The sequence below is a fragment of the Delftia deserti genome (assembly GCF_042653485.1).
GTDB classification, from domain to species: domain Bacteria; phylum Pseudomonadota; class Gammaproteobacteria; order Burkholderiales; family Burkholderiaceae_C; genus Comamonas; species Comamonas acidovorans.
Genome location: NZ_JBHSIH010000001.1, coordinates 934349 through 954291, shown reverse-complemented (window position 1 = coordinate 954291; position 19943 = coordinate 934349). Strand labels below are relative to the sequence as shown.

Here is a 19943-nt window from a genome sequence, read left to right as displayed (position 1 = left end):
GTGCACAACTGTATTTTTCCGTGTAAATGAAAACTATTTTGGTTCGCATTGCAGCTGCCGTCTTCGGCGGCTATGCCTTCACCTGGGGCTTCATCGCCCTGGGCGTGGCGCTGATGTTTGCCGCCGGAATGGAGTTCCACGATGCCGAGCATCTGGGCTACATCCTCGGCTTCCTGGTGTTTCTGACGGTGTTTCTCTGGGCCTTTGCGGCGCAGAGCCTCCCGCGCGTCTGGGCCGTGCTGGCCGGTGGCGGCATCGTCATGACCGGCTGCGCATCGCTGCTCCAGCAGATGCTGCTGCCCTGATCCGGAGATCGCTTCCCATGTTCCAGAATTTCCGCCTTTCCATGGCCTGGCTGCATACCTGGTTCGGGCTGGTGCTCGGCTTCGTGCTCATGGCCGCCTTCTTCTTTGGCGCGCTGTCGGTGTTCGACCGAGAGATCGACCGCTGGGCCATTCCGGCCTCGCGCTTCGAGCCCACGCCCATGCCCTCGTACGACCAGATCCTCAAGCCGGTCTTCGAATCCATGCAGCCCAACGCCCAGGCGCGCGAGGCCATGCGCGGCGAGGTCAACGGCCCGCTGCCCGAGCGTTTCGACACGCCCCAGCGCTGGGGCGCCTACACCACGCACCGCGACCCGGTGCTGGGCTTGTTCGCCGGCTACGAAGTGGCCAACGCCAAGAAGCCCGAGACCCTGATCTGGGCCTTGCGCACCATCGACCCGCGCAATGGCGAGTCCCTGCCCGATGACCACCTGAAGATCGGCAGCCAGTTCTTCTACCCGCTGCACTACAGCCTGACGCTCGACTGGATGGGCCTTGGCTACTGGATCGTGGGCTTTGCCGCCCTCATCATGCTGGCGGCCCTGGTCAGCGGCGTGGTCATGCACCGCAAGATCTTCCGCGAGCTTTTCACCTTCCGTCCGAAGAAGGCCACCCAGCGCAGCGTGCTGGACCTGCACAACATGACGGGCGTGGTGGCGCTGCCCTTCCACTTCTTCTTCGCCTTCACGGGGCTGGTGATCTTTGCGGGCATCTACTTCCCCATCACCCACACCCAGCTGGAGCCCCTGCACGAGCTGCACGAAAAAATGGAGGCCGAGGAAACCGGCCTGCCGCACGACCGCTCCGGCGTGGCCGCGCCCGTGGCCTCGGTGGACGCCATGGTGGCCGAGGCCCGGCGCCGCTGGGCCGCCAAGGGCATGGCTGGCGACGTGGGCTTCCTGTCCGTCACCCATGTGGGCGATGCCAATGGCTACGTCAGCGTCTACCGCGCCGGCACCGACCGCATCGCGCTCACGGGCGAGGGCATCCACTTCAAGGCCAGCACCGGCGCCCTGCTGCGCGAAGATCCGCCGCGCACCGCCGTAGACAGCCTCAACACCTTCCTCACCGGCCTGCACCTGCAGCATTTTCGCCACTGGCTGCTGCGCTGGCTGTACGTGCTCGGTGGCCTGGCGGGCTGCGCCTGCATTGCCACCGGCTTTGTCTTCTTCGTGGAAAAGCGCAAGAAGCAGCACGCCAGGCAGGGCGTGCAGGGCGCGCGCGTGGTCGATGCCCTGGCGGTCACCACCGTCGCCGGCATGCTGGTGGCGGCCCTGGGCATGCTGATTTCCAACCGCCTGCTGCCCGAGGCCATGCCCCAGGGCTGGCCGGGCCGGGGCGACATGGAGCGCTATTTCTTCTGGGCCACCTGGGTGCTGGCCATGGCGCATGCCTTTGTGCGCAGCGGACCCGTGGCCCGGGGCCTGCCCAATCCCGCCTGGCGCGAGCAGTGCTGGGCCGTGGCCGCCATGGCCGTCACGGCCGTGCTGCTGAACTGGCTGACCACGGGCGACCACCTGCTCAAGACCCTGGGCGCGGGCTACTGGCCCGTGGCCGGCGTGGACCTGTTCATGCTGGCCAGTGCCGCGCTGGCCGTGGTGGTGGCGCGCAAGCTCAAGACGCGCGCAGCGCCCGCCATGTCCTCGCGCGCTGCGGAGGTGGCCCATGTCTGAGGGACTGATGGACGCACTGCTGCTGGCCGCCGCCTTTGCCGCCTCGCTGCTGGGCATGGGCTGGTTTGCGCTGGCCAAGGACGTGCACTGGGAGCAGGTGCACGGCGACATGCCCCAGCCCGATGGCAGGGGCAGGCTGCTGCGCTGGCTGGGTGCCTCGGGGCTGGCCGCCTCGCTGGGCCTGTGCCTGGCGGTGGACCATGCCTCCATGGCCTCCCTGGTCTGGATCATGACGCTGGCCGCCTCCGCCCTGGCCATTGCCTTCACGCTGACCTGGCGGCCTGGCTGGCTGCGCTGGCTGCCTGTCTGAGGTTCCTGCACAGATCCGTGTCCGTGGGGCAGGTTCAGGCCTGACTTTTTCTCATCCTGCGGCTCGCCAGACAGGCCACGCCACACAGCAGTACCAGTACGCCGCCGGTACTCAGGCCGGGAATGGCCTGGACATTTCCGGGGCCGTTGCCCGTGCCTGGACCGGGGCCTGGGCCGGGAGGATCGGCAGCGAGCACGTCGATGGACACGGACGCAGGTGCGGCAGCGCTTTGGTGCCCGTCGGATACCGTGAAAGCGAAGGCATCGGGCCCGGAGTAGCCGGCCGCCGGCGTATAGACCAGCGTGCCCGTCTGGGGGTCGAATCCGCTGATGCCGCCGTGGCTGGGCCCGGCGGTGATCTCGAAGCGCAACGTGTCCGACTCGAAGTCCGTGCCAGCGAGGGTGATGGACAGCGCCGTATCCTGCGGGGTCGTGACGGCCTGCGGCAGCGCCACGGGGGCGGCGTTGGCCGCCATCGCGTTGGAAAAGCGCGAGGTGTCGCCGGTGGAGATCCGGGTGGCGGTCGCCGTGACGGCGGCCTGCTCGCCGGGCGGCATGGCGCCCTTGAACGCCAAAAGTGCACGGCCGGAGGCATCGGTGGTCACGGTCTGCATGCCCAGCAAAACCTTGCCGGCAGCGCGCTCCACCAGCCCGCCGGGCAGCCTGGGCGTCGAGAAGTACTCGATGCGCATGCTCTCGTTGGCGACGCTGTCCAGCGTGCCGGACAGGCCGTCGTGCGTCACCGTGAGCAGCACCGGCTCGGCAGCAGCTCCATTGGCCAGGCTGGTTCGTGCGATGCCTCCCTCGGTATTGCCGTAGATGGAATTGCCGAACATGGAGATGCCCTTGATTTCGTCCCCCCGCAATCCCACGCCGAACAGCCTGTTGTGCGCAATCACGTTGGCATGTGCCGCGTCGTCACCGCCGACCAGGGTGTCATGGGCCTTCTGAAAAAAGGAAACGCCTTCGCCGTTGGGCAGGGCGGTTCCCTGGGGACTGACGCCCACGTAGTTGCCCTGCACGAGGTTGTTCTTGCTGGCGCCCTGGAACTGTATGCCGGACGCCTTGCTGCCACCGACGATGTTTCCGCGCACGGTCACCTCGTCCGAATCCTTGATGACGATGCCCCATTCATTGGGCAGCATGGTGCTGGCATCCAGACTGGTTCCCACGATATTCCCGGCAATCAGGGTATTCGAGTTGCGTGCGCCGTAGTTTCCATTCAATTCAATGGCCGCTTCCTTGCTTCCGGCAACCAGGTTGCCGTCTTCAGGGCCTGTGCCAATGCGATTTCCGCCTTCCACTGAAAAGAATACGGCAATGCCTGGCCCATTGTTGGGAATCATGGCCGTGCCGGCTGCATTGGTCCCGACACGGTTTCGGGTCACCAGCGTGTTGGCGCCGGAAATGGAAATCGCGGAGGAACCACCGGTTTCCTTGACGTTGCCGGAGACGAGGTTGCTGTCGATCAGCGTGCCGGTAAATTCGGATGCCACGCTGATGCCGTTTCCCTGGTTTCCCAGGGCCACAGTGCCGGTGATATCGGTGCCTATGTAATTTCCCTGAATGATGTTTCCTGTACCGACGCCCGGCCAGGAAAGCGTTATTCCGGAATTTTCCGCCGTGGAAATGACATTTCGTCCGCCAACATCCAGATTCCCGAAGCGGTTGCGACTGCCGGAGGTGACAAAGATGTTGCTGCGATTGCCCAGGGCAACCGTTCCCGATGCGTCAACGCCAATATGGCAGCCCAGCACGGTGTTGCCGTCGCCGGTCACCGTCAGGGCCGTGTTGAAGTCGCCTATCGCCAGACCGCGCAACGTGACGCCGCCTTCCAGTTGAAATGCCGTGCCCATGCCGGGAAAGCCGGATCGCAGTGTGACCAGGGGGCGGCGTGGCGAGTGCTCCGCATAGCCGGGTTGGGTGCTGGCGTCCACTGTCAGTGATCTGGCCGGTGCAAGGGGCTGCATGAGCCTGCCATCCCAGCCGGCCTGGGTGGTGATGGTGTGTTCTCCCCCTGTGCCGATGCTGAACTCGATGCGGTTGTCGCCCCCCGTATTGCGGTGGGAATTTGCGTAGGCGATGGCGTCGCGCAGTGTGCACGGCCCAAGGCCGGTGCTGGCGCACGGTCCGACTTCGTCGGCATCACGGTCAACCACGACGGTCCATGCGTGGGCCGTGGCGATGCAGCCTTGCATCAGCATCGCCAGGGCGAGCAGGCGCAAGGGCCTGCTCGCCGCCGTGGGAGTGAATCGTTGCCTGTATATTGTCAGTGCCATTTTATCTTCCCTGGATGTGGCTGCCGGAATGCCTTCTGGACATTGCGCACAGGAAGACCTGCCGGCGCGCTGGCATGCTGAATGCGCGATGCCCTTGTCCCATATCACCGAGATGGATCAGAAAAACGGAGCAGCCGTTGTCGATGAATCAATTCGGCAATGGTCTCCCGTATATCCTGGGAATGGTTTAAGAATTTTCTTAAAGCGCAGCGATCACTTGGAATATCGAGTGGGTTGGACGAATTTACCCGGTGGCGGATAAATGCTCGCGATATCCATTGCGATATCCATTGCGATATCCATTGCGATATCCATTGCGAAGTGGCATGCGCCGGATTTCAAAATTAAGAAAATTCTTAGACCCATTTTTCTGCCGCTTCCTATGATTCGGCAATGCGCCAGTTTCAAGCTCTCTCGTTTTATCCCAGTGCGATGCAGCACAGGCTGTGCCTGTCCATGGTGCTGCGTGATTGGGTGGTATCGCTGCGTGATTTGATGGTGTTTTCACTGGCCATCCTGGTCATGCTCGGCTGTGCCTTCCTCGACGGTAGAGACGATGCCGTCCCGGGGGGGCCGTCCCGCAGCCGGGTCCATGTGCCCGTGCGAGAAGTGCAGCTGTTTTTCATGGATCGCTATTTCCCGCTGCTGGACGCCGCGCTGGGGGCAGCGCACGCGGCCATCCACCCTCAAGCCGGCTTGGCATGGCCGTGGCGCGCCAGCGCACCGCAGGGCCACCTCGGACCGCTCCACTCACTGATGCAGGCAGGCCGGAATCTTCCCGAGTCCCTGTTGCTGCGCAAATCCGCGAACAATGCCGGATGGCTTGCAGACCGTTGGGAGCCCGTGCGGCAGCTGGCCAGGGCCCATGCCTGGCCGCTGCTGTGGTCCGTGTTGCTGGGACTTGCCTGCATGGCTGTCCTTGCATGGTGCGTGCGCCGGCTGCGCCGCGGCGTGCCGGCTTCGGCCTGGAGCCGGGCAGGCGCCTGCGCCGCCGGTGATGCGCTCTGTCGAAAGCTGCTGGACACGGCTCCCGTGGGGCTGGCGCTGGTGCGGTGCAGTGATCGCAGCCTGCTGCTGTCCAACGAGCTTGCACGGCAGTGGGTGTGCAGTGATCCCTCGTGGTTCGAGCATGCCGTTGCCGGGGGCGCGCAGGAGGTGCCGCGTGAGCTGGGGCTGGAAGACGGAAGGTTGGTGGAGGTCAGCACCACGCCCACGACCCACGCAGGCGAGCCGGTGGTTTTTTGCCTGGTCAGCGATGTGACGGCGCTCAGGCAGGTCCAGACAGCGCTTGTCGATGCCAAGCTGCGCGCCGAATCGGCGAGCCTGGCCAAGACGCAATTTCTGGCGACCATGAGCCATGAAATACGGACACCGCTCTTTGGCATCCTGGGAACGCTGGAGCTGCTGGCGCTGTCCAGGATTCCTGCCGAACAGACACGCTACCTGGGAGCCATGCAGCAGGCATCGGCCTCCTTGCTGCGCATCGTCAACGACAGCCTGGACCTGTCGGCCATCGAGGCTGGCCGGCTGCAACTGGAGGCCCAGGCGTTCTCGGCCACCGAATTGCTCGACAGCGTGGCCGCAGGCCTGCTGTCGCGTGCCGAGCAAAAGGGGCTGCAGCTGTATGCTGTCTCCGATGTGAAAACGCCCCCACTGCTGGTGGGCGATGCCTTGCGGCTGCGGCAGATCCTGGACAACCTGGTGGGCAATGCCATCAAGTTCACGTTCTCCGGCCACGTGGCCATCCGCCTGCAGGTCATGGGCGACAGCGAGGACGGCACCGACCTGCGGTTCCAGGTGCAGGACACCGGCATTGGCATCGATCCGGAGCAGCAGCCCTTCCTGTTCGATCCCTACTTCCGGGCCCATTCGGCCACGCAGCAGCAGGTCCAGGGTGCGGGCCTGGGGCTGTCCATCTGCCTGCGCCTTGGCCAGGAGATGGGCGGGCGGCTGACTGCCGCCAGCCAGCCGGGACTGGGGACCTGTGTGTCATTCGAGCTGCGCCTGCCGCGCGAGCCCGCAGCGGGCCATGGACCGGCGCCCAGGCTGCTGCCGCAGACCGTCTACGTGGATGGTGCCATTCCGGAAGTCGTGCACAACCTGTGTGCCTGGCTGCGGCATTGGGGGGCCATGGCCCAGCCGTACCGGGATCAGGTGCAAAGCCTCAAGGAGCAGGCTGTGCTGGTGCAAGCTTGGCCACGGTCGGTGCGCCGTGTGCAATGGACGGGCAAATGCGTGCTGGCACTGGGGCCGGGCGAGGGCCCCCGCGAGAGCCTGCCCGCCCGCGTATGGGAAGCCGGCACGCATGGCGTGCTGGCCGTGGGCCAGGCGCTGGGCCTGGCGCAGCAGGGCATTGCGCCGGGGGCGCACACCGACCTGTGCGCCGCCGTTCCCCATGGCCAGGAGCCGATGGGACTGCGCGTGCTCATCGTCGAGGACAACCCCATCAACAGGATCATCTTGCAAGAGCAGCTGCAGATGCTGGGCTGCGAGGTCCAGCAGGCCAGCAATGGACAGGACGCGCTGTCCGTGCCCGGCCTGCTCGAATTCGACGCCGTTCTCACCGATCTGCACATGCCTTTGCTGGACGGCCTGGCCCTGGCTCGTGCGCTGAGAAAGCGCGGGTACAGCCGCCCGATCGTCGGGCTGACGGCCAATGCCCAGCCGCAGGGGCAGGGTGACGGATTGCCCGCCGGCCTGGACAGCCTGCTGTGCAAGCCGTTTCCATTGGCAGTGCTGCGCACCACCCTGAACAACCTCAAGCAAAGCAGGAGCTGAACCCATGCTGTCGGCATTCAAAGTACTCATTCTTGACGACCATGCACTGTGCTGCGAACACGCCCGCAGCCTGCTCATGGAGGCGGGAATCGTGGACACGCACATTGCCTACAACGCACGAGATGCCCTGGAAAAGCTGCGCAATGGCGGATTCCATCTCGTCATCACCGACCTGAAGATGCCCGACATGGATGGCCTGCAGTTCATCAACGAACTGAGCCGGCGCGGCCTGCACCCCATGCTCGTCATATCCACCTCCTGCTCGCGCCGGTTGATGAACAGTGTCAGTCTCATGGCCAAGGAATCCGGCTTTGCGGTCATCGGCATGTTTCAGAAGCCGTTCGGTGCGGACCATGTCCGGATCCTGGCCAGCCAGCTCAGGTCTGCCCATGCGCGCAAGAAGAAAACCGCGCCCGGCATCGAGGAGCGGCCGATTTTCGACAAGGCAGACCTGGTCCGGGCGCTGGAGAAGAAAACCATACAGGCCTGGTTCCAGCCCAAGAAATCCCTGCTCACGGGCCACACCGTCGGGGTGGAAGCGCTGGCACGCTGGAGCAATCCGCAATTCGGGTTCATGATGCCGGGCTCGTTCATGTCCGCCATCCAGTTCCATGGCCTGGACCATGCCTTGCTGGTGCGGATGATGGAAGATGCCATGGCAGCGCACCTGGCCTGGCGCAGTTCGGGATATGTGATTCCTGTATCCGTCAACCTGCCGATACCGTTGCTGGACGATATCGGGCTGCCGGATCAATTGCACGGCATGGCTGCCCGGTGCGGCATCGCCGCGGAGAACATCACGTTCGAGCTGCTGGAGGACCAGGCCGTCGGCATACCCGCCAACTACTACATGTGCGCGAGCCGCTTGCGGCTCAAAGGCTTTGGCCTTGCCCAGGATGACTATGGGCGAGGATACAGCTCGATGTACAGCCTCATCTCCACGCCCTTCACCGAATTGAAGATAGACCGGGCCTTCGTGGCCGGCGCCGCGGATGACGAGGTGCGGACTGCGGCCTTGACGTCGTCGGTGCAACTGGGGCGGCAACTGGGCCTGACGGTGACGGCGGAAGGGGTGGAGACCACGCAGGACCTGGAGTTGTTGCGCAGCATCGGTTGCGACTGCGTGCAGGGCTATCTGGTGTCCGCCGCGGTGCCCGCCAGCGAATTTGCCCTTATGCTGGCATCCGAACCCCGACACCAAGGCAACCCCACCTGACCCAAGCACGCAAGGCGTCCATGCCCGACTCCCCGTTCAGCAAGATCACACGCACCACACGCTGGCAGAACCGGGTACTTTTTGGAGTGCTTCCCCTGGCGATCTTCCTCATCGCCGTGCTGCTGTGGGGCTCGGAGAGGATCTTCGAGCAGGAGCAGGGCCGCCTGGCCCTGAACTTCTCCGCCATCGTCGGCTCGCTGGACGAGCAGGAGATCTTTCTTCGGCGGCTGAAGACCGGCAACGAATCCTTGAAAACGCTGCCGGACCAGAGAATAGCGACCTTCTTCGACGCGCCCGCCCCTGCGCAGGCGGGCTACCGCATGTTCCGGGGGCGCGAGTCCATCGGCGGCATTCCCTTTTCACTGCAATGCTCCCTGCGCATTGCCTGCGACACGCTCCCGGACCGGCTTTTCTCGCTGGGCAGCTACCTGGCCGCGGGCTATTCCTCCTTCTGGGCAGGCTCCTACTTCCCGGCAGCCGCTGCATTCTTCACCAAGGAGGATGGGGCGATCAGCATCGGCGTGCCGGCCATCGACGTGCCCCTCGGCAATGAGAGCGTCACGCAGGAAATGTTCGACAGCACGATTGCCGCAGTCAAGGCCTATCTGCGGGCAAGGACGGTCGACGCCCGGCAGGGCGCCGGCGCGACGGCGCCGGCGCAGGAGGTCGTCTGGCTTCGGTCGCCACAGTTTCCGGAGAAGATGATCGGCATGGCTGCAGCCGGCTTTTCCAGCCATATCAATGCCGACGACGAAGCCGCCACAAGCCAGGTCTACGCCGCCATACTTTTCAGCCGCCAGCGCATCAGCGCCATAGAAAGAACCATCCATACGTTGCCCAGGCATCGATTCTGGCTGGAGCATCGGGATTTCGGCGTGCTCATGGGCTCCGGCCCGGTGCCGCAGGTGGATGAGGCGGGGATGCGGTACACGCGCAATGGCCTGATCCTCAAGACAGAGGATGCCTCCGGCCGGTGGACCGGCTACTACCAGGTGGACTACGCCACCTTTTTCCAGGGCCGGCTGTTCGCGCCCTCTGCCGGCCTGGTGCTGGCCCTGCTGCTCAGCATCCTGGCCGGTGTCGCCTATACCCGCTGGTTCAACCGCAAGGTGATTGCCCCCGCGCAGGAGGCGCAGCGGGTCATCGTCGAGAGCAATGAATTCAATCGTACGCTGATCGAGACCGCCCCCGTGGCCATCTGCCTTGTCGCCCACGGCAGTGGAAAGATCATCTTCAGGAATTCGCTGGTGCAGGAGTGGCTGCACTCGGCCGATGGCTACCTGCGCCCCGGCTCGCCGGAAAACAGGGCGGCGCTGGACGAAATCGTCCACGCCCGGGCCGCGGGAACCATTGAGCGGCTGGTCACTGCGCAGGGCCGAACGCTTTACGTGGCCTATGCGCCCACCCGCTACCTGGGGCAGGATGTGACGCTGTGCATCTTTGCCGACGTCAGTGCGCGTGCAGAAATCGAGAGCAATCTGGAGCGGGCCAGAATCGCGGCGGACGAGGCGAACGAGGCAAAGTCCACCTTTCTGGCGACCATGAGCCACGAAATCCGCACGCCGCTGTATGGCGCGCTGGGCACGCTGGAGCTGCTGGGCATGACCGAGCTCACCCAGTTGCAGAGCAAATATGTGGACCGCATCGAAGCCTCCTCGTCCATCTTGCTGCAGATCATCAGCGACATCCTGGACACCAGCAAGATCGAGGCGGGCCAGTTGCAGCTGGAAAAGGCACCGTTCAATCCCCGGGAGCTGGTGCAAAACTGCACCAGCTCCTATGCCGCCATGGCGCAGCAAAACGGCCTGCTTGTGTTTTCCTGCGTGGACGCGCAGGTGCCCGTGTCGGTGCTGGGCGATGCGGTGCGCATCCGCCAGATACTGGGCAATCTCATCAGCAATGCCATCAAGTTCACCGAGGCCGGCCATGTGATCGTCCGCCTGCGCAGCGTGCCGGGCACGGCCTCCCAGGCCAGGCTGGTGTTCGAAGTCAGCGACACGGGCGTGGGCATAGAAAAATCCCTGCATGGCGAGCTTTTCACGCCCTTTTATCTCGTCAAGAACAGCAACCGCACTGCCCGTGGGGCGGGCCTGGGCCTGTCCATCTGCTGGAGCCTGGCCCGGATGATGTCCAGCTCCATCGAGGTCTGGAGCGAGCCCGGCCTGGGCAGCCGGTTCTGGTTCGAGCTGGGGCTGGAGACCGTCCCGCAGGCGCAGGAGGACGCACCTGCGCTCAACGGTGTCCGGGTCGCGGTGCGTACCCCCCACCCGGAACTGACGGACAACATCTGTGCCTGGCTGCAGCGCTGGGCTGGCCAGGCCCGCGCGGCGGGCGCCGCCCCGGTTGCCACGGACAAGGATGAACTGCTGCTGGATGTCCTGTTGCCGGCGGACAGCCCCGCGCCCGGATGGACGGGGCGACACCTGAACCTTTCCTCGCCGGACAACCGAGGCATTGACGGGCACGACGTCCGGAGCATCGGTTTGGGCATTGCTGAAGTGCTCGGCGGCGCACAGCGCTCGGCCGGCTCCGGCACCGACCTGCCCCTGTTCGAGCTGCGCGTGCTGGTCGCCGAGGACAATCCCGTCAACCAGGTGACGCTGCGCGGCCAGCTCGAGAGCCTGGGCTGCGAAGTCACGGTCGCCGACGATGGGGAGGAGGCGCTGGCGCTGTGGGACATCAGCCCGCACGATCTGGTGCTGACGGACGTGAACATGCCCTACCTCAACGGCTACGAACTGGCAGAGCGGCTGCGTGCGGAGGGCGTTGCCTGCCCCATCGTCGGAGTGACCGCCAATGCCATGCTGGACGAGGAAAACCGCTGCCTGAATGCCGGCATGAATGCCTGGCTGGTCAAGCCCATCCAGTTGCGCACGCTGGTCCGCACCCTGGAGAAGTTCGCGCCGAAAAAGCGGCTCCGTCCGGCGCCTGCCCAGGCTGGCTTTCCTGTCGCGGACACCCCGCAGCCTGCGGCGCTGTCGGAGCCCAACGTACTGCAAACGCACCGGCCGGTCTTCATGCAGTGCATGAACGATGACATCGCAATGCTGGCCCGTGGCCTGGATGAGCGACGGACCGATCTGGCCGCACAGGCACTGCATCGCATGCGCGGCGCCTTGCTGCTGGCCAGGATGCTGGAGCTTGCCGCCCGCACCCAGGCACTGGAGGACCAACTCCTGAACGGCACCCGGGAGCCTGTCCTGCAGGCCGCGCTGTCAGTCCTTCTGGCCGACCTTCGCGCCATGATGGTGCAATTGCCCCAGCCCTAACCCTTTGCTTGCGATCCCATGAAACTGAAACTGCGCATTGCTGTCGTGGACGACCACGCCGTGGTCCTGCTTGGCGTCAAGGACTTCCTGGAGCAGGACCCCAATCTCCAGGTCGTGGCCACATTCAGCACGCCATCGTCCTTGATGCAGTACGCCAGATCGAACCCGCTGGACGTGGTTCTGACCGACTACTCCATGCCGGGCGATGATGTCTATGGAGATGGGCTGCGCTACGTGAACTATCTGATACGCCACTTTCCGGACATCAAGGTGCTGGTGCTCACGACCGTCTCCAACCCCATGATCATCTCGGCCCTGTATGACGCCGGCGTCGCCGGTGTGCTGCTCAAGGAAGATCCGCTCACCCAGATCATGGCGGCGCTGCAGTGTGTCCGCCTCGATACCCGCTACTATTCGCCCTCGTTCCAGGCCGACACGCCCAGGCAGGAGCGGTCCGTTTTCCTGAGCGAACGTGCCAACAGCCTCTCGCCGCGCGAGTTCGAAGTCCTCAGGCATTTCGCCAATGGTGAGTCCATCACCGAGATCGCCGCACGCCTGAGGCGCAGCGTCAAGACCGTCAGCCTCCAGAAGAACTCCGCCATGCGCAAGCTGAACGTGGACAGCAACCAGGACCTGGCTGCCTTCTGCGCCGAACACCATCTTTTCGATTGACCGGCCCACCGGGCTGGAGAAGCCGGTGACGCCTTTGCGCTTGTCTTTGCGCCTGCATCTACGCCTGCATTTGCGCCTGCATGCCGTCTTCACCGCTCCCCTCTCCCAGGGGATAGTGCGGTGTGGACGGCATGAGGCGAAACCCCAGGAGTGCCCCGCGCCGGCTTGCCTTCATCGCCAGGGGCGCCTGGCAATGCACGCAGCAATAGTTCACAAAATTGGCGTCCTGCTCCAGTGAGTAAAAGCTGAACCTCAGTCCGGGGTGGGGCTTGGACAGGGATGTATCGCTCACCAATTCGTAGCATGGATCGCACAATTTACGGGATGTTCTCTGCTGCTGCATTTCTGGAAATAAGACGGATCGATGTACCGCTTCCAGTCTTGCCAGAACCTGCGCAATCCAGGCTAAGACGATTCTTATTCCCGCCCCCTGATTTTTTGCCAGTGTTGCAACACTTGGTTACTACTTGACCCATCTCAAATCCCGCATGCGGCAGCGCCGATACGCTTCGGCCCTTGAACCGCCACGGCTTGACCTTGGTCAGCATGGCTCGGCACGCAGCACTCCCTGGCGCGTGCGCATACAACAGCGGCGCACAACGCCGCACAGGAGATGCATCAATGCACATCGGTCAACGTTTCTGGCGCCGCCAAGGATTGGGCGCAAAGCTGTCGCTCACCAATTTTGTCTGGGTCGCCGCCATCCTGGCCCTGCTGGTGCTGGGCATTGCCTGGGATGTGAGCAAGTCCCTGCAGAAAAAAATGCACAACGAGATGCAGCAGGGCGTCCAGATGCTGCACAACTTCGTCGAGTCCACCGACAAGGAACTGCGCCAGCGCACCCAGTTCCTGGCCGACAGCCTGGCGCACAGCCTGCAGGGAACGCTCAGCCTGGACACCAGCGGCGGCGAACCCGTGCTGAGCCTGGACGGCCAGCCGCTCAACGGCAACGATGCGCACCTGCAGGCCTTCACGCGCAGCACCGGCGCCGTGGCCACGGTGTTTGCGGCCCAGGGGCAGGGCGACTTCGTGCGCATCGCCACCACGCTCAAAAACGAGAAAGGCGACCAGAGCGCGGCCGTGCTGGGCAGCCGGCTGGACCGCGCCCACCCCGCCTATGCCGCCATCCAGGCCGGCCGCAGCTACATGGGCCTGGCCCACCTGTTCGGCCGCCAGTACATGACGCAATACCGCCCGCTCAAGGACGCTTCCGGCGCCACCGTGGGCATCGCCTTCGTGGGCCAGGACTTCTCGCAACTGCTGGAGCACTTCAAGGACTCCATCCGCGCGCTCAAGGTGGGCCAGACCGGCTACTACTACGTGCTCAATGCCGAAGACGGCCCCCAGCGCGGCCAACTGGTCGTGCATCCCGCCCTGGAAGGCCAGAACATGAGCGATTCCAAGGACGGCGATGGCCGCTTCTTCATCCGCGACATGCTGGACCGCAAGCAGGGCAGCATGGCCTATCCCTGGACCAATCCGGGCGAGACCCAGGCCCGCGACAAGCTGGTCGTCTTCAGCCAATACGCACCCTGGAACTGGGTCATTGCCACCAGCGCCTACGTGGACGAAGCCGTGTCCGAGACCCGCAGCCTGATCCTGCAGTTCGCCCTCATGGGCCTGGGCGCCGTGCTGCTGCTGTCGGCGGCATGGTTCTGGCTCATCCGCCGCATGATCGTGCGCCCCCTCAAGCAGGCCAGCCATATGGCCTACGCCATTGCCGATGGCGACCTGACCGTGCGCATCGCCAGCGACCGCCAGGATGAAATCGGCCACCTTCTGGACGCCATGAACACCACCAGCACGGGCCTGACGCGCGTGGTCGGCAGCGTGAACGAACAGGCCCACAGCGTGGCCCTGGCCAGCGCGGAAATCGCCCAGGGCAACCAGGACCTGGCCGCCCGCACCGAAAGCGAGGCCAGCGCGCTGGAGCAGACCGCCGCCGCCATGGAGGAGCTGGGCTCCACCGTGGCCCACAACGCAGACCACGCGCAATCGGCCGACCGCATCACGCGCGAGGCCCAGCGCGTCGTCACGGAAGGCGGCCAGGCCGTGCGCAAGGTCGTGCAGACCATGCAGGGCATAGACGCCAGCAGCAAGAAGATCGCCGACATCATCGGCGTCATCGACTCCATCGCCTTCCAGACCAACATCCTGGCCCTCAACGCCGCCGTGGAAGCGGCCCGCGCGGGCGAGCATGGCCGCGGCTTTGCCGTGGTGGCCGAGGAAGTGCGCGCCCTGGCAGGCCGCAGCGCCGAGGCTGCCAAGGAAATCAAGCAGCTCATCAGCCACAGCGTGGCCGAAATCCACACCGGCAACCAGGAGGCCGCGTTTGCCGGGGAAACCATGGAACAGGCCATGGAGGAAATCCGCAAGGTCACCCAGCTGATATCGGACATCAGCCACGCCAGCGCCGAGCAGAACAACGGCGTCGCCCAGGTGGCCGAGGCCATCACCCACATCGACCAGACCACGCAGAAGAACGCCGCCCTGGTCGAGGAAATGGCCGGTGCCGCCGCAGGCCTGCGCCACCAGTCCGATCAACTGGTGCGCGTGGTCTCGGTCTTCAGGCTGCCGGGCGGCAGCGGTGCGCCGCTGCAGACTGCGGCCCGCGCAGCGAGCGCCGCGCCAACCACCAGCGACGCAATCCACCGTGCCCCGGCGCTGGCGCCCAGCGCTGTCGCGGCCAAGCCTGCGGCCCCGGTAGCCCCAGCAAAAACGGCCGCCGCCAAGCCCGTCGCCATGGCCTCCACGGCCGATGACGACCGGGACAGTTTCTGAGAGCCACCGGGTGAGGCCAGGGGAGCCTGGAGCCCCTGGCTCCAGCGGCCCGCCCTCTCGGGTCCGCGGCGCTCTGGCATGCTCTGCAGCCACTCCATGAACCGGTCGAATCCCATTGACGCCCCTTGAGTACATCGATCGCGCCCTGGCGCTGGTGGCCCAACGTGCCCTGGCCCTGCCAGGGCACGATGTCTTCCAACACCTGGCGCAACAGCTGCAGTACGTGCGTGCGGTGCTGCTGGACCTGGGCCTGGATCGCTCCAGGCTGCACCAGATCACCATCGGCAGCATGGCGGTCAAGGAGTTCGACGAGACCGATCCAGAGCTGGCCCGGGCCCTGAAGGATGCGCACTACGTGGCCGTGCAGACCGGGCGCGGGCGGAAGATCGATTTGCCCTGAGCGCGCTTCAGCAAAGGAGATGGCGGTGGCAGTTGGGCGCTACGCCAGCGGAGTCTCGAAGACCACCCAGCCCAGGCGGCTCTTGGCGATGTAGCTGTTGCCGCTGATCTCGGCGGTCTTGAAATAGTCGCGGCGGTCAATGAAACCGGGCACATCGCTCATCCACAGTTTTTGCGGGGTGCTCTGGCCTGCCCTGGTCACTTCGCAATACCAGGCCTCACCCACTTCGGAATCAAGGCGCCGGAACACTTCCACCCGCGACTTTCTGTCCTTGCTGCGCTTGCCCAGCTTCTTGATGGGCAGCGTCAGCTGGAATTGGCTTTGCACCACCGCATCCGCTGCTGCGTTGATGGCCTGCACGGCTTGCAGGTTCGGTCCCTTGCGATGGGCGATGTCCATCAGGCACTGGCGCAGGAGCTCCAGCAACTGCTGGTTCTGGGCAGCGCGGTCCTGCGCCAGAAAATGCGCAAAGTCGAAATCTTCAACAAAAACCGCAGTCACTCCAAGCACATTGTCGAACGCCTCCGCTTCGCCCTGGGGGCCAAGAACCACGGCAATCTTGCTGCTGCCATTGATCTCAACCGCAGGCAGCAGGGCCATGAACATCTCGGTGATGGGGTGGGTCAGGCGGCGAATGTACACACCATCAGGCAGCGTGGCCAGGTCACTTTCGTGCAGGGTGAGCAGGTTCAATTTCATGGGAGTCTCGCTATATGCGCCATTGTCCCTGCCCGAGTCACTGCCCTGCCAGCCGCTGGCCATTCCTGGGGTAAAGGAATGACATTTGACGCCCGCGTCAGTCGTGCCGCGCCATCAGGTCACGGCGGCGGCGCTCGTAGTAATGCCGCTGGCACTCGGCCGCCTCCTGCCAGGCCTGCCTGTCTATGGCCTCCTGCACATGGGCTGGCAACGGCCGGGGCGCAGCCGCAGTCGCCAGCATGGACTCCATGCCCTCCAGCGGCGCAAAGCCCAGGCAGGGCAGCTCGAATGGCAGCGCAGGCTCCTGCGCATTGGCAAGAATGGCCCCCAGCGCCCAACGTGCCATGCGGTCAAAGAACCCGTCAGAGTGCCCATGGTTCCAGTACCGCGCCATCTCCGGCCCCGCAAACCGCATGGCGTCATAGGCATGCCTGGGGTTGTGGCGGGCCAGCTCCACCACCTCGCTGAACCAGATCTCTCCAATCCCGTGGTGCTCATGCCCGCTGTTCACGCGCGGCGGCACAAACCACTGAATACGCTCCCCCTTCGCATTGCGCCGCGTGAAAGACAGGTCATCGCAGGTGCGGATGCGGCGCAAGACCTGGGGCGCAGGCCCAGGGATCAGGCTTTGGGGCGGATGCTTGGCCTTGTGCTTGGGTTTGTGGTCTTTGGCCGATGCATCCATGCTGGCCAGGACCTTGTATGGCCTCCTATGTCAACACGGTCATGGGGTTGCCCGTCTGTCTTCGCCTTGATGGCTTTATGCCGCGGCGGGCAGCCCGGCCATAAACAAGACTTGCCCTGGGTTGCAGGGCAAGACAAAGCGTATGGGCGAAATGCCACTGACTTTCGGGAGTGACTTCCGCCTATGAGGGTGTGTTGAGCACCGGGGGATCGTAGCAGGTGTGGGCGCGCGGGAACTGCCAAAGCGGTTACGTAGGCGTGCTGGATGAAGGGTGCAGGGACGTGTTGAATGAGGGGCTTTGCAGTGAATTGCGAGGGCAACGTCACCTGTTTTGGTTTCTTCGCAGTTCAGTTGTTCAAGGCCTGTGCGTCAGCAGTAGGCCACCGCAGACGTTTGAACGACGGCTTCAGGCTGATTGCAGTCGGTCAACTCAACAAGGTCAATGATTGCTGCCACCTGAAGCAGTCATTGCAGTGAATAATGCTTGTAGGTCAGCTCAACACCTTGAAACTGGCATTGACAATCCCCCGAATATCAAATCCTCCAGAGTTCATAATAACCCCATGATGCTATCCATGGGTCTCCGGCAGTGCCTCCGTTGGGCTGCTATGCGCCTTCTTCGATGATGCCGATTCCCGCTTACCTGCTGGCGGTTGCTGGACCCCAGTGACGAAACGCCAGACCTACTCCACGCATTGTCGAAACGCGAGGTTCTGGTCCATATCTTCGATGAGCAGAACCGGGAGCTCCTAGGCTACTGTGCAGAAATCGACGCGCCACTAACCCTCCAAAGTCCGCCTGGAGCATGTTGCCTACCCCGAATTAGACCAGAAGAGCTTCCATCTCGCCTATGAACAAGCAGCCGCCTGGATTGGCCTGGGAAGTGCGCAAGATGATGCGGATGCGATTAAAGTCCATTTCACGGAATCGCTCATCCCTGAAGACCTGATGGTCCTGGACCTCCGCTACGATCAGTACACCTTCCATGGCAGCAAGGGATTTGGATTCACCTCCTTGGAAAGGGAGGATGCAGGCCGCTACCAGGAAATGGACATCATTAACCTCATCCACAGAGTGTTCAGATCCGACCAGATTTATCACGCACCGAAACGCTTCTATGGCATGGAAGAGATTGCCGACATCGTAGTCATCACCGACTCAACCTGTCAGGAAATTTCAATCGACCTCGGCAAGAGCCACATACTCTCTCTGGCCGTTGTCCTGGAAAGTTTCTCGATACCTATACCGAGTACAGCCATGAGCTTTTTTCACTGTTCGATGACATCAACTTCCCATGCATAGCTCTCGACTACGCCGAGTTGCACAGTTACACAAGCTACTGTGGTGATGAGCACCGCTTTCTGGGCGCCTACTTCCAAATCTTCAACTTTGCCCGCTCCAACGGCAACTTCCCACGACTTCGCTTCGGCTTAGAGGACGCGGCGATCTTGATGCGTGAGTCAGGTGCAGGCGGCGCGTGATGCCCCCACTCCAGAGCGTGTGCAGCCAGTCTTTGGCTCTTCGCAAGGGGTTGCGTGCCGGCGAGCCAAGGGCCGCCGCACACATCCCCGTGCTCAGCGCGGCTTGCTCACCATCAGATGGCAGACCGCGCCGGGTGCCAGCATCCCACCCACCGCGCAGGGCGGGTTGCTCATGGTGCTGCGTTGGGCGTGCCCAGACGTGAGTGTGATGCCGGTCACGCGCAGCGCCTGGCCTGTCGTGTTGCGAACTACGTACGGGCTCATGAAGTCGCTGTGCGGCGTATCCAACGCCGCGTCGTAGGGGATGTCGGCAGTGCCGCCAGCGGGGCTGTCGAGCAGCACAGCAACGGCCCCTTGCGCTTCGGCCTTCCCGCTCCAGGATACGGCCACCAGCAAGGCTGCGGCCAGCACCCCAGGGCTCGCTGCCAGCACCAGGCTGGCCAAGCGCCCGCGTGCCGCTCGCCAGGCCAGGGGCGCCATCAGCAGCGACAACACCACCACACCCCACTGCGCCAGCGTGGGCACCGGCTGCGCCGCGCCGGCCAGGGCGGCTGCGTACGTCATGGCGCCCACTGGCGGCTGTACCTGCGCCCAGGCCGTGTGCGGGCAAGTGGCAGCGGCAGCGGCAGCGGCCCATAACCACGGTGTGAAAGTGCGAGGCAAGAGGGAGGGCAAGATCATTATGATTCCTGGACGTTGAGGGAAAACGGTTGCAAGCGCTTGCTGAGCAAGCGCGGTCGGCTGTGAAAAATGGAGCAAGCAGGTGCCGGCAGCGAAAGGCGCAGGGCGTCAGCGGAACAGTGAGAAGCAGACGCTGAGGGCCTGGCCCGCCGTGAATTCGTTGTCCACATTGACGGTCAGGGTCAGATGGATGGGGCTGCCACGCTGCACCTTGATGGGTATGCCGCGGCCCGTCGTGCTGTTGCGCGCATCCAGCAGCACGGTGGAGTCGAAGCCGCCTGGAGGCGTGTCGAACATGACGAAGTACACCCTTTTCTGGATGTCGTAGGGGTCGGAGGCCGCGTTCACGAAATAGCCATTTCCGCTGGTCTTAGTGGCGATTGCTAGGGGGTTTCCAAGCGGGTTTGTCACCGAAAAGCAGCCGTGACGGAGGTCAGCCACACCCGCCACGGTGCCCGCAGGCCCGGCGGGCCCAGCGTCACCCTTGGGCCCAACGTCACCCTTGGGTCCGGCGTCACCCTTGGGCCCAGCGTCACCCTTGGGCCCAGCGTCACCCTTGGGTCCGGCGTCACCCTTGGGGCCAGCGTCACCCTTGGGGCCTTGCAACCCCTGTGATCCTGCGGGGCCGACCGGCCCTGCCGCGTCCACTGACAAAACCCCTTGGGCATCCGCACGCACAAAGCCCGCTCCGCCGAGT

16 protein-coding genes are annotated in these 19943 nt (G+C 64.1%); 11 read left to right on the top strand and 5 right to left on the bottom strand.

What is annotated here, in order from left to right:
- Positions 1-26: 26 nt before the first annotated feature.
- The 3 genes from ACFPFG_RS04540 to ACFPFG_RS04530 are packed head-to-tail and all read left to right on the top strand — an operon-like array spanning position 27 to position 2306.
- Positions 27-305 (top strand): hypothetical protein, encoded by a 279-nt coding sequence (locus ACFPFG_RS04540; RefSeq protein WP_016448165.1) that lies wholly within the window; start codon positions 27-29, stop codon positions 303-305.
- Between the two features lie 17 nt (positions 306-322).
- The gene (locus tag ACFPFG_RS04535) at positions 323-1996 is read left to right on the top strand and encodes a PepSY-associated TM helix domain-containing protein (RefSeq protein WP_380105279.1); all 1674 of its coding nucleotides are present in this window, start codon (positions 323-325) and stop codon (positions 1994-1996) included.
- On the top strand, positions 1989-2306 hold the full coding sequence (locus ACFPFG_RS04530; RefSeq protein WP_183019293.1) for a DUF3325 domain-containing protein: 318 nt from the start codon (positions 1989-1991) through the stop codon (positions 2304-2306). The genes ACFPFG_RS04535 and ACFPFG_RS04530 overlap by 8 nt, the downstream gene beginning before the upstream one ends.
- A gap of 34 nt (positions 2307-2340) precedes the next feature.
- Here ACFPFG_RS04530 and ACFPFG_RS04525 read toward each other — a convergent pair whose 3' ends face one another.
- The gene (locus ACFPFG_RS04525) at positions 2341-4530 is read right to left on the bottom strand and encodes an Ig-like domain-containing protein (protein WP_232245865.1); all 2190 of its coding nucleotides are present in this window, start codon (positions 4528-4530) and stop codon (positions 2341-2343) included.
- 447 nt (positions 4531-4977) lie between these two features.
- On the opposite strand from ACFPFG_RS04525, the gene ACFPFG_RS04520 reads away from it, so the two are divergent.
- The 6 genes from ACFPFG_RS04520 to ACFPFG_RS04495 all read left to right on the top strand — a co-directional run bounded on the left by ACFPFG_RS04520 (position 4978) and on the right by ACFPFG_RS04495 (position 15700).
- A complete protein-coding gene (locus ACFPFG_RS04520; protein ID WP_380105276.1) occupies positions 4978-7362 on the top strand; it encodes an ATP-binding protein in 2385 nt (794 codons plus the stop codon).
- A 4-nt stretch (positions 7363-7366) separates the two neighbouring features.
- Positions 7367-8578 carry an EAL domain-containing protein gene (locus ACFPFG_RS04515; protein ID WP_183019294.1) on the top strand — a complete coding sequence of 404 codons (1212 nt, stop codon included), beginning with the start codon at positions 7367-7369 and terminating at the stop codon, positions 8576-8578.
- A gap of 20 nt (positions 8579-8598) precedes the next feature.
- Entirely contained in the window at positions 8599-11847 is a 3249-nt protein-coding gene (locus tag ACFPFG_RS04510) for a hybrid sensor histidine kinase/response regulator (protein ID WP_380105274.1), read from the top strand.
- 18 nt (positions 11848-11865) lie between these two features.
- Entirely contained in the window at positions 11866-12519 is a 654-nt protein-coding gene (locus tag ACFPFG_RS04505) for a response regulator (RefSeq protein WP_183019296.1), read from the top strand.
- Between the two features lie 621 nt (positions 12520-13140).
- Positions 13141-15300, top strand: a complete 2160-nt coding sequence (locus ACFPFG_RS04500; protein WP_380105272.1) for a methyl-accepting chemotaxis protein — start codon at positions 13141-13143, stop codon at positions 15298-15300.
- A gap of 115 nt (positions 15301-15415) precedes the next feature.
- A complete protein-coding gene (locus ACFPFG_RS04495) occupies positions 15416-15700 on the top strand; it encodes an immunity protein Tsi6 family protein (RefSeq protein ID WP_380105270.1) in 285 nt (94 codons plus the stop codon).
- A gap of 39 nt (positions 15701-15739) precedes the next feature.
- Here ACFPFG_RS04495 and ACFPFG_RS04490 read toward each other — a convergent pair whose 3' ends face one another.
- A complete protein-coding gene (locus ACFPFG_RS04490; protein WP_380105268.1) occupies positions 15740-16462 on the bottom strand; it encodes a hypothetical protein in 723 nt (240 codons plus the stop codon).
- A 34-nt stretch (positions 16463-16496) separates the two neighbouring features.
- Positions 16497-17084, bottom strand: a complete 588-nt coding sequence (locus ACFPFG_RS04485) for a hypothetical protein (RefSeq protein WP_380105266.1) — start codon at positions 17082-17084, stop codon at positions 16497-16499.
- 948 nt (positions 17085-18032) lie between these two features.
- Here ACFPFG_RS04485 and ACFPFG_RS04480 point away from each other — a divergent pair.
- Complete coding sequence (locus tag ACFPFG_RS04480; RefSeq protein WP_380105264.1) at positions 18033-18386, top strand: hypothetical protein; 354 nt, start codon at positions 18033-18035, stop codon at positions 18384-18386.
- Positions 18387-18658: 272 nt separating this feature from the next.
- On the opposite strand, the gene ACFPFG_RS04475 is transcribed toward ACFPFG_RS04480, so the two are convergent.
- Entirely contained in the window at positions 18659-19246 is a 588-nt protein-coding gene (locus tag ACFPFG_RS04475; RefSeq protein WP_183019300.1) for a midcut-by-XrtH protein, read from the bottom strand.
- Between the two features lie 108 nt (positions 19247-19354).
- Entirely contained in the window at positions 19355-19594 is a 240-nt protein-coding gene (locus ACFPFG_RS04470; RefSeq protein ID WP_197956646.1) for a hypothetical protein, read from the bottom strand.
- Between the two features lie 75 nt (positions 19595-19669).
- Here ACFPFG_RS04470 and ACFPFG_RS04465 point away from each other — a divergent pair, with 75 nt between their 5' ends.
- Positions 19670-19861, top strand: coding sequence for a hypothetical protein (locus tag ACFPFG_RS04465; protein WP_380105261.1), 192 nt, complete (start codon positions 19670-19672; stop codon positions 19859-19861).
- Positions 19862-19943 lie beyond the last annotated feature (82 nt).

Excerpts from the sequence above, each read along its gene's own strand:
- ACFPFG_RS04520 (WP_380105276.1), top strand. The coding sequence starts at position 4,978 with ATGCGCCAGTTTCAAGCTCTCTCGTTTTATCCCAGTGCGATGCAGCAC.
- ACFPFG_RS04475 (WP_183019300.1), bottom strand. The coding sequence starts at position 19,246 with ATGATCTTGCCCTCCCTCTTGCCTCGCACTTTCACACCGTGGTTATGG.
- ACFPFG_RS04505 (WP_183019296.1), top strand. The coding sequence starts at position 11,866 with ATGAAACTGAAACTGCGCATTGCTGTCGTGGACGACCACGCCGTGGTC.
- ACFPFG_RS04540 (WP_016448165.1), top strand. The coding sequence starts at position 27 with ATGAAAACTATTTTGGTTCGCATTGCAGCTGCCGTCTTCGGCGGCTAT.
- ACFPFG_RS04500 (WP_380105272.1), top strand. The coding sequence starts at position 13,141 with ATGCACATCGGTCAACGTTTCTGGCGCCGCCAAGGATTGGGCGCAAAG.
- ACFPFG_RS04515 (WP_183019294.1), top strand. The coding sequence starts at position 7,367 with ATGCTGTCGGCATTCAAAGTACTCATTCTTGACGACCATGCACTGTGC.
- ACFPFG_RS04535 (WP_380105279.1), top strand. The coding sequence starts at position 323 with ATGTTCCAGAATTTCCGCCTTTCCATGGCCTGGCTGCATACCTGGTTC.
- ACFPFG_RS04530 (WP_183019293.1), top strand. The coding sequence starts at position 1,989 with ATGTCTGAGGGACTGATGGACGCACTGCTGCTGGCCGCCGCCTTTGCC.
- ACFPFG_RS04485 (WP_380105266.1), bottom strand. The coding sequence starts at position 17,084 with ATGGATGCATCGGCCAAAGACCACAAACCCAAGCACAAGGCCAAGCAT.
- ACFPFG_RS04490 (WP_380105268.1), bottom strand. The coding sequence starts at position 16,462 with ATGGCCAGCGGCTGGCAGGGCAGTGACTCGGGCAGGGACAATGGCGCA.
- ACFPFG_RS04510 (WP_380105274.1), top strand. The coding sequence starts at position 8,599 with ATGCCCGACTCCCCGTTCAGCAAGATCACACGCACCACACGCTGGCAG.
- ACFPFG_RS04480 (WP_380105264.1), top strand. The coding sequence starts at position 18,033 with ATGGTCCTGGACCTCCGCTACGATCAGTACACCTTCCATGGCAGCAAG.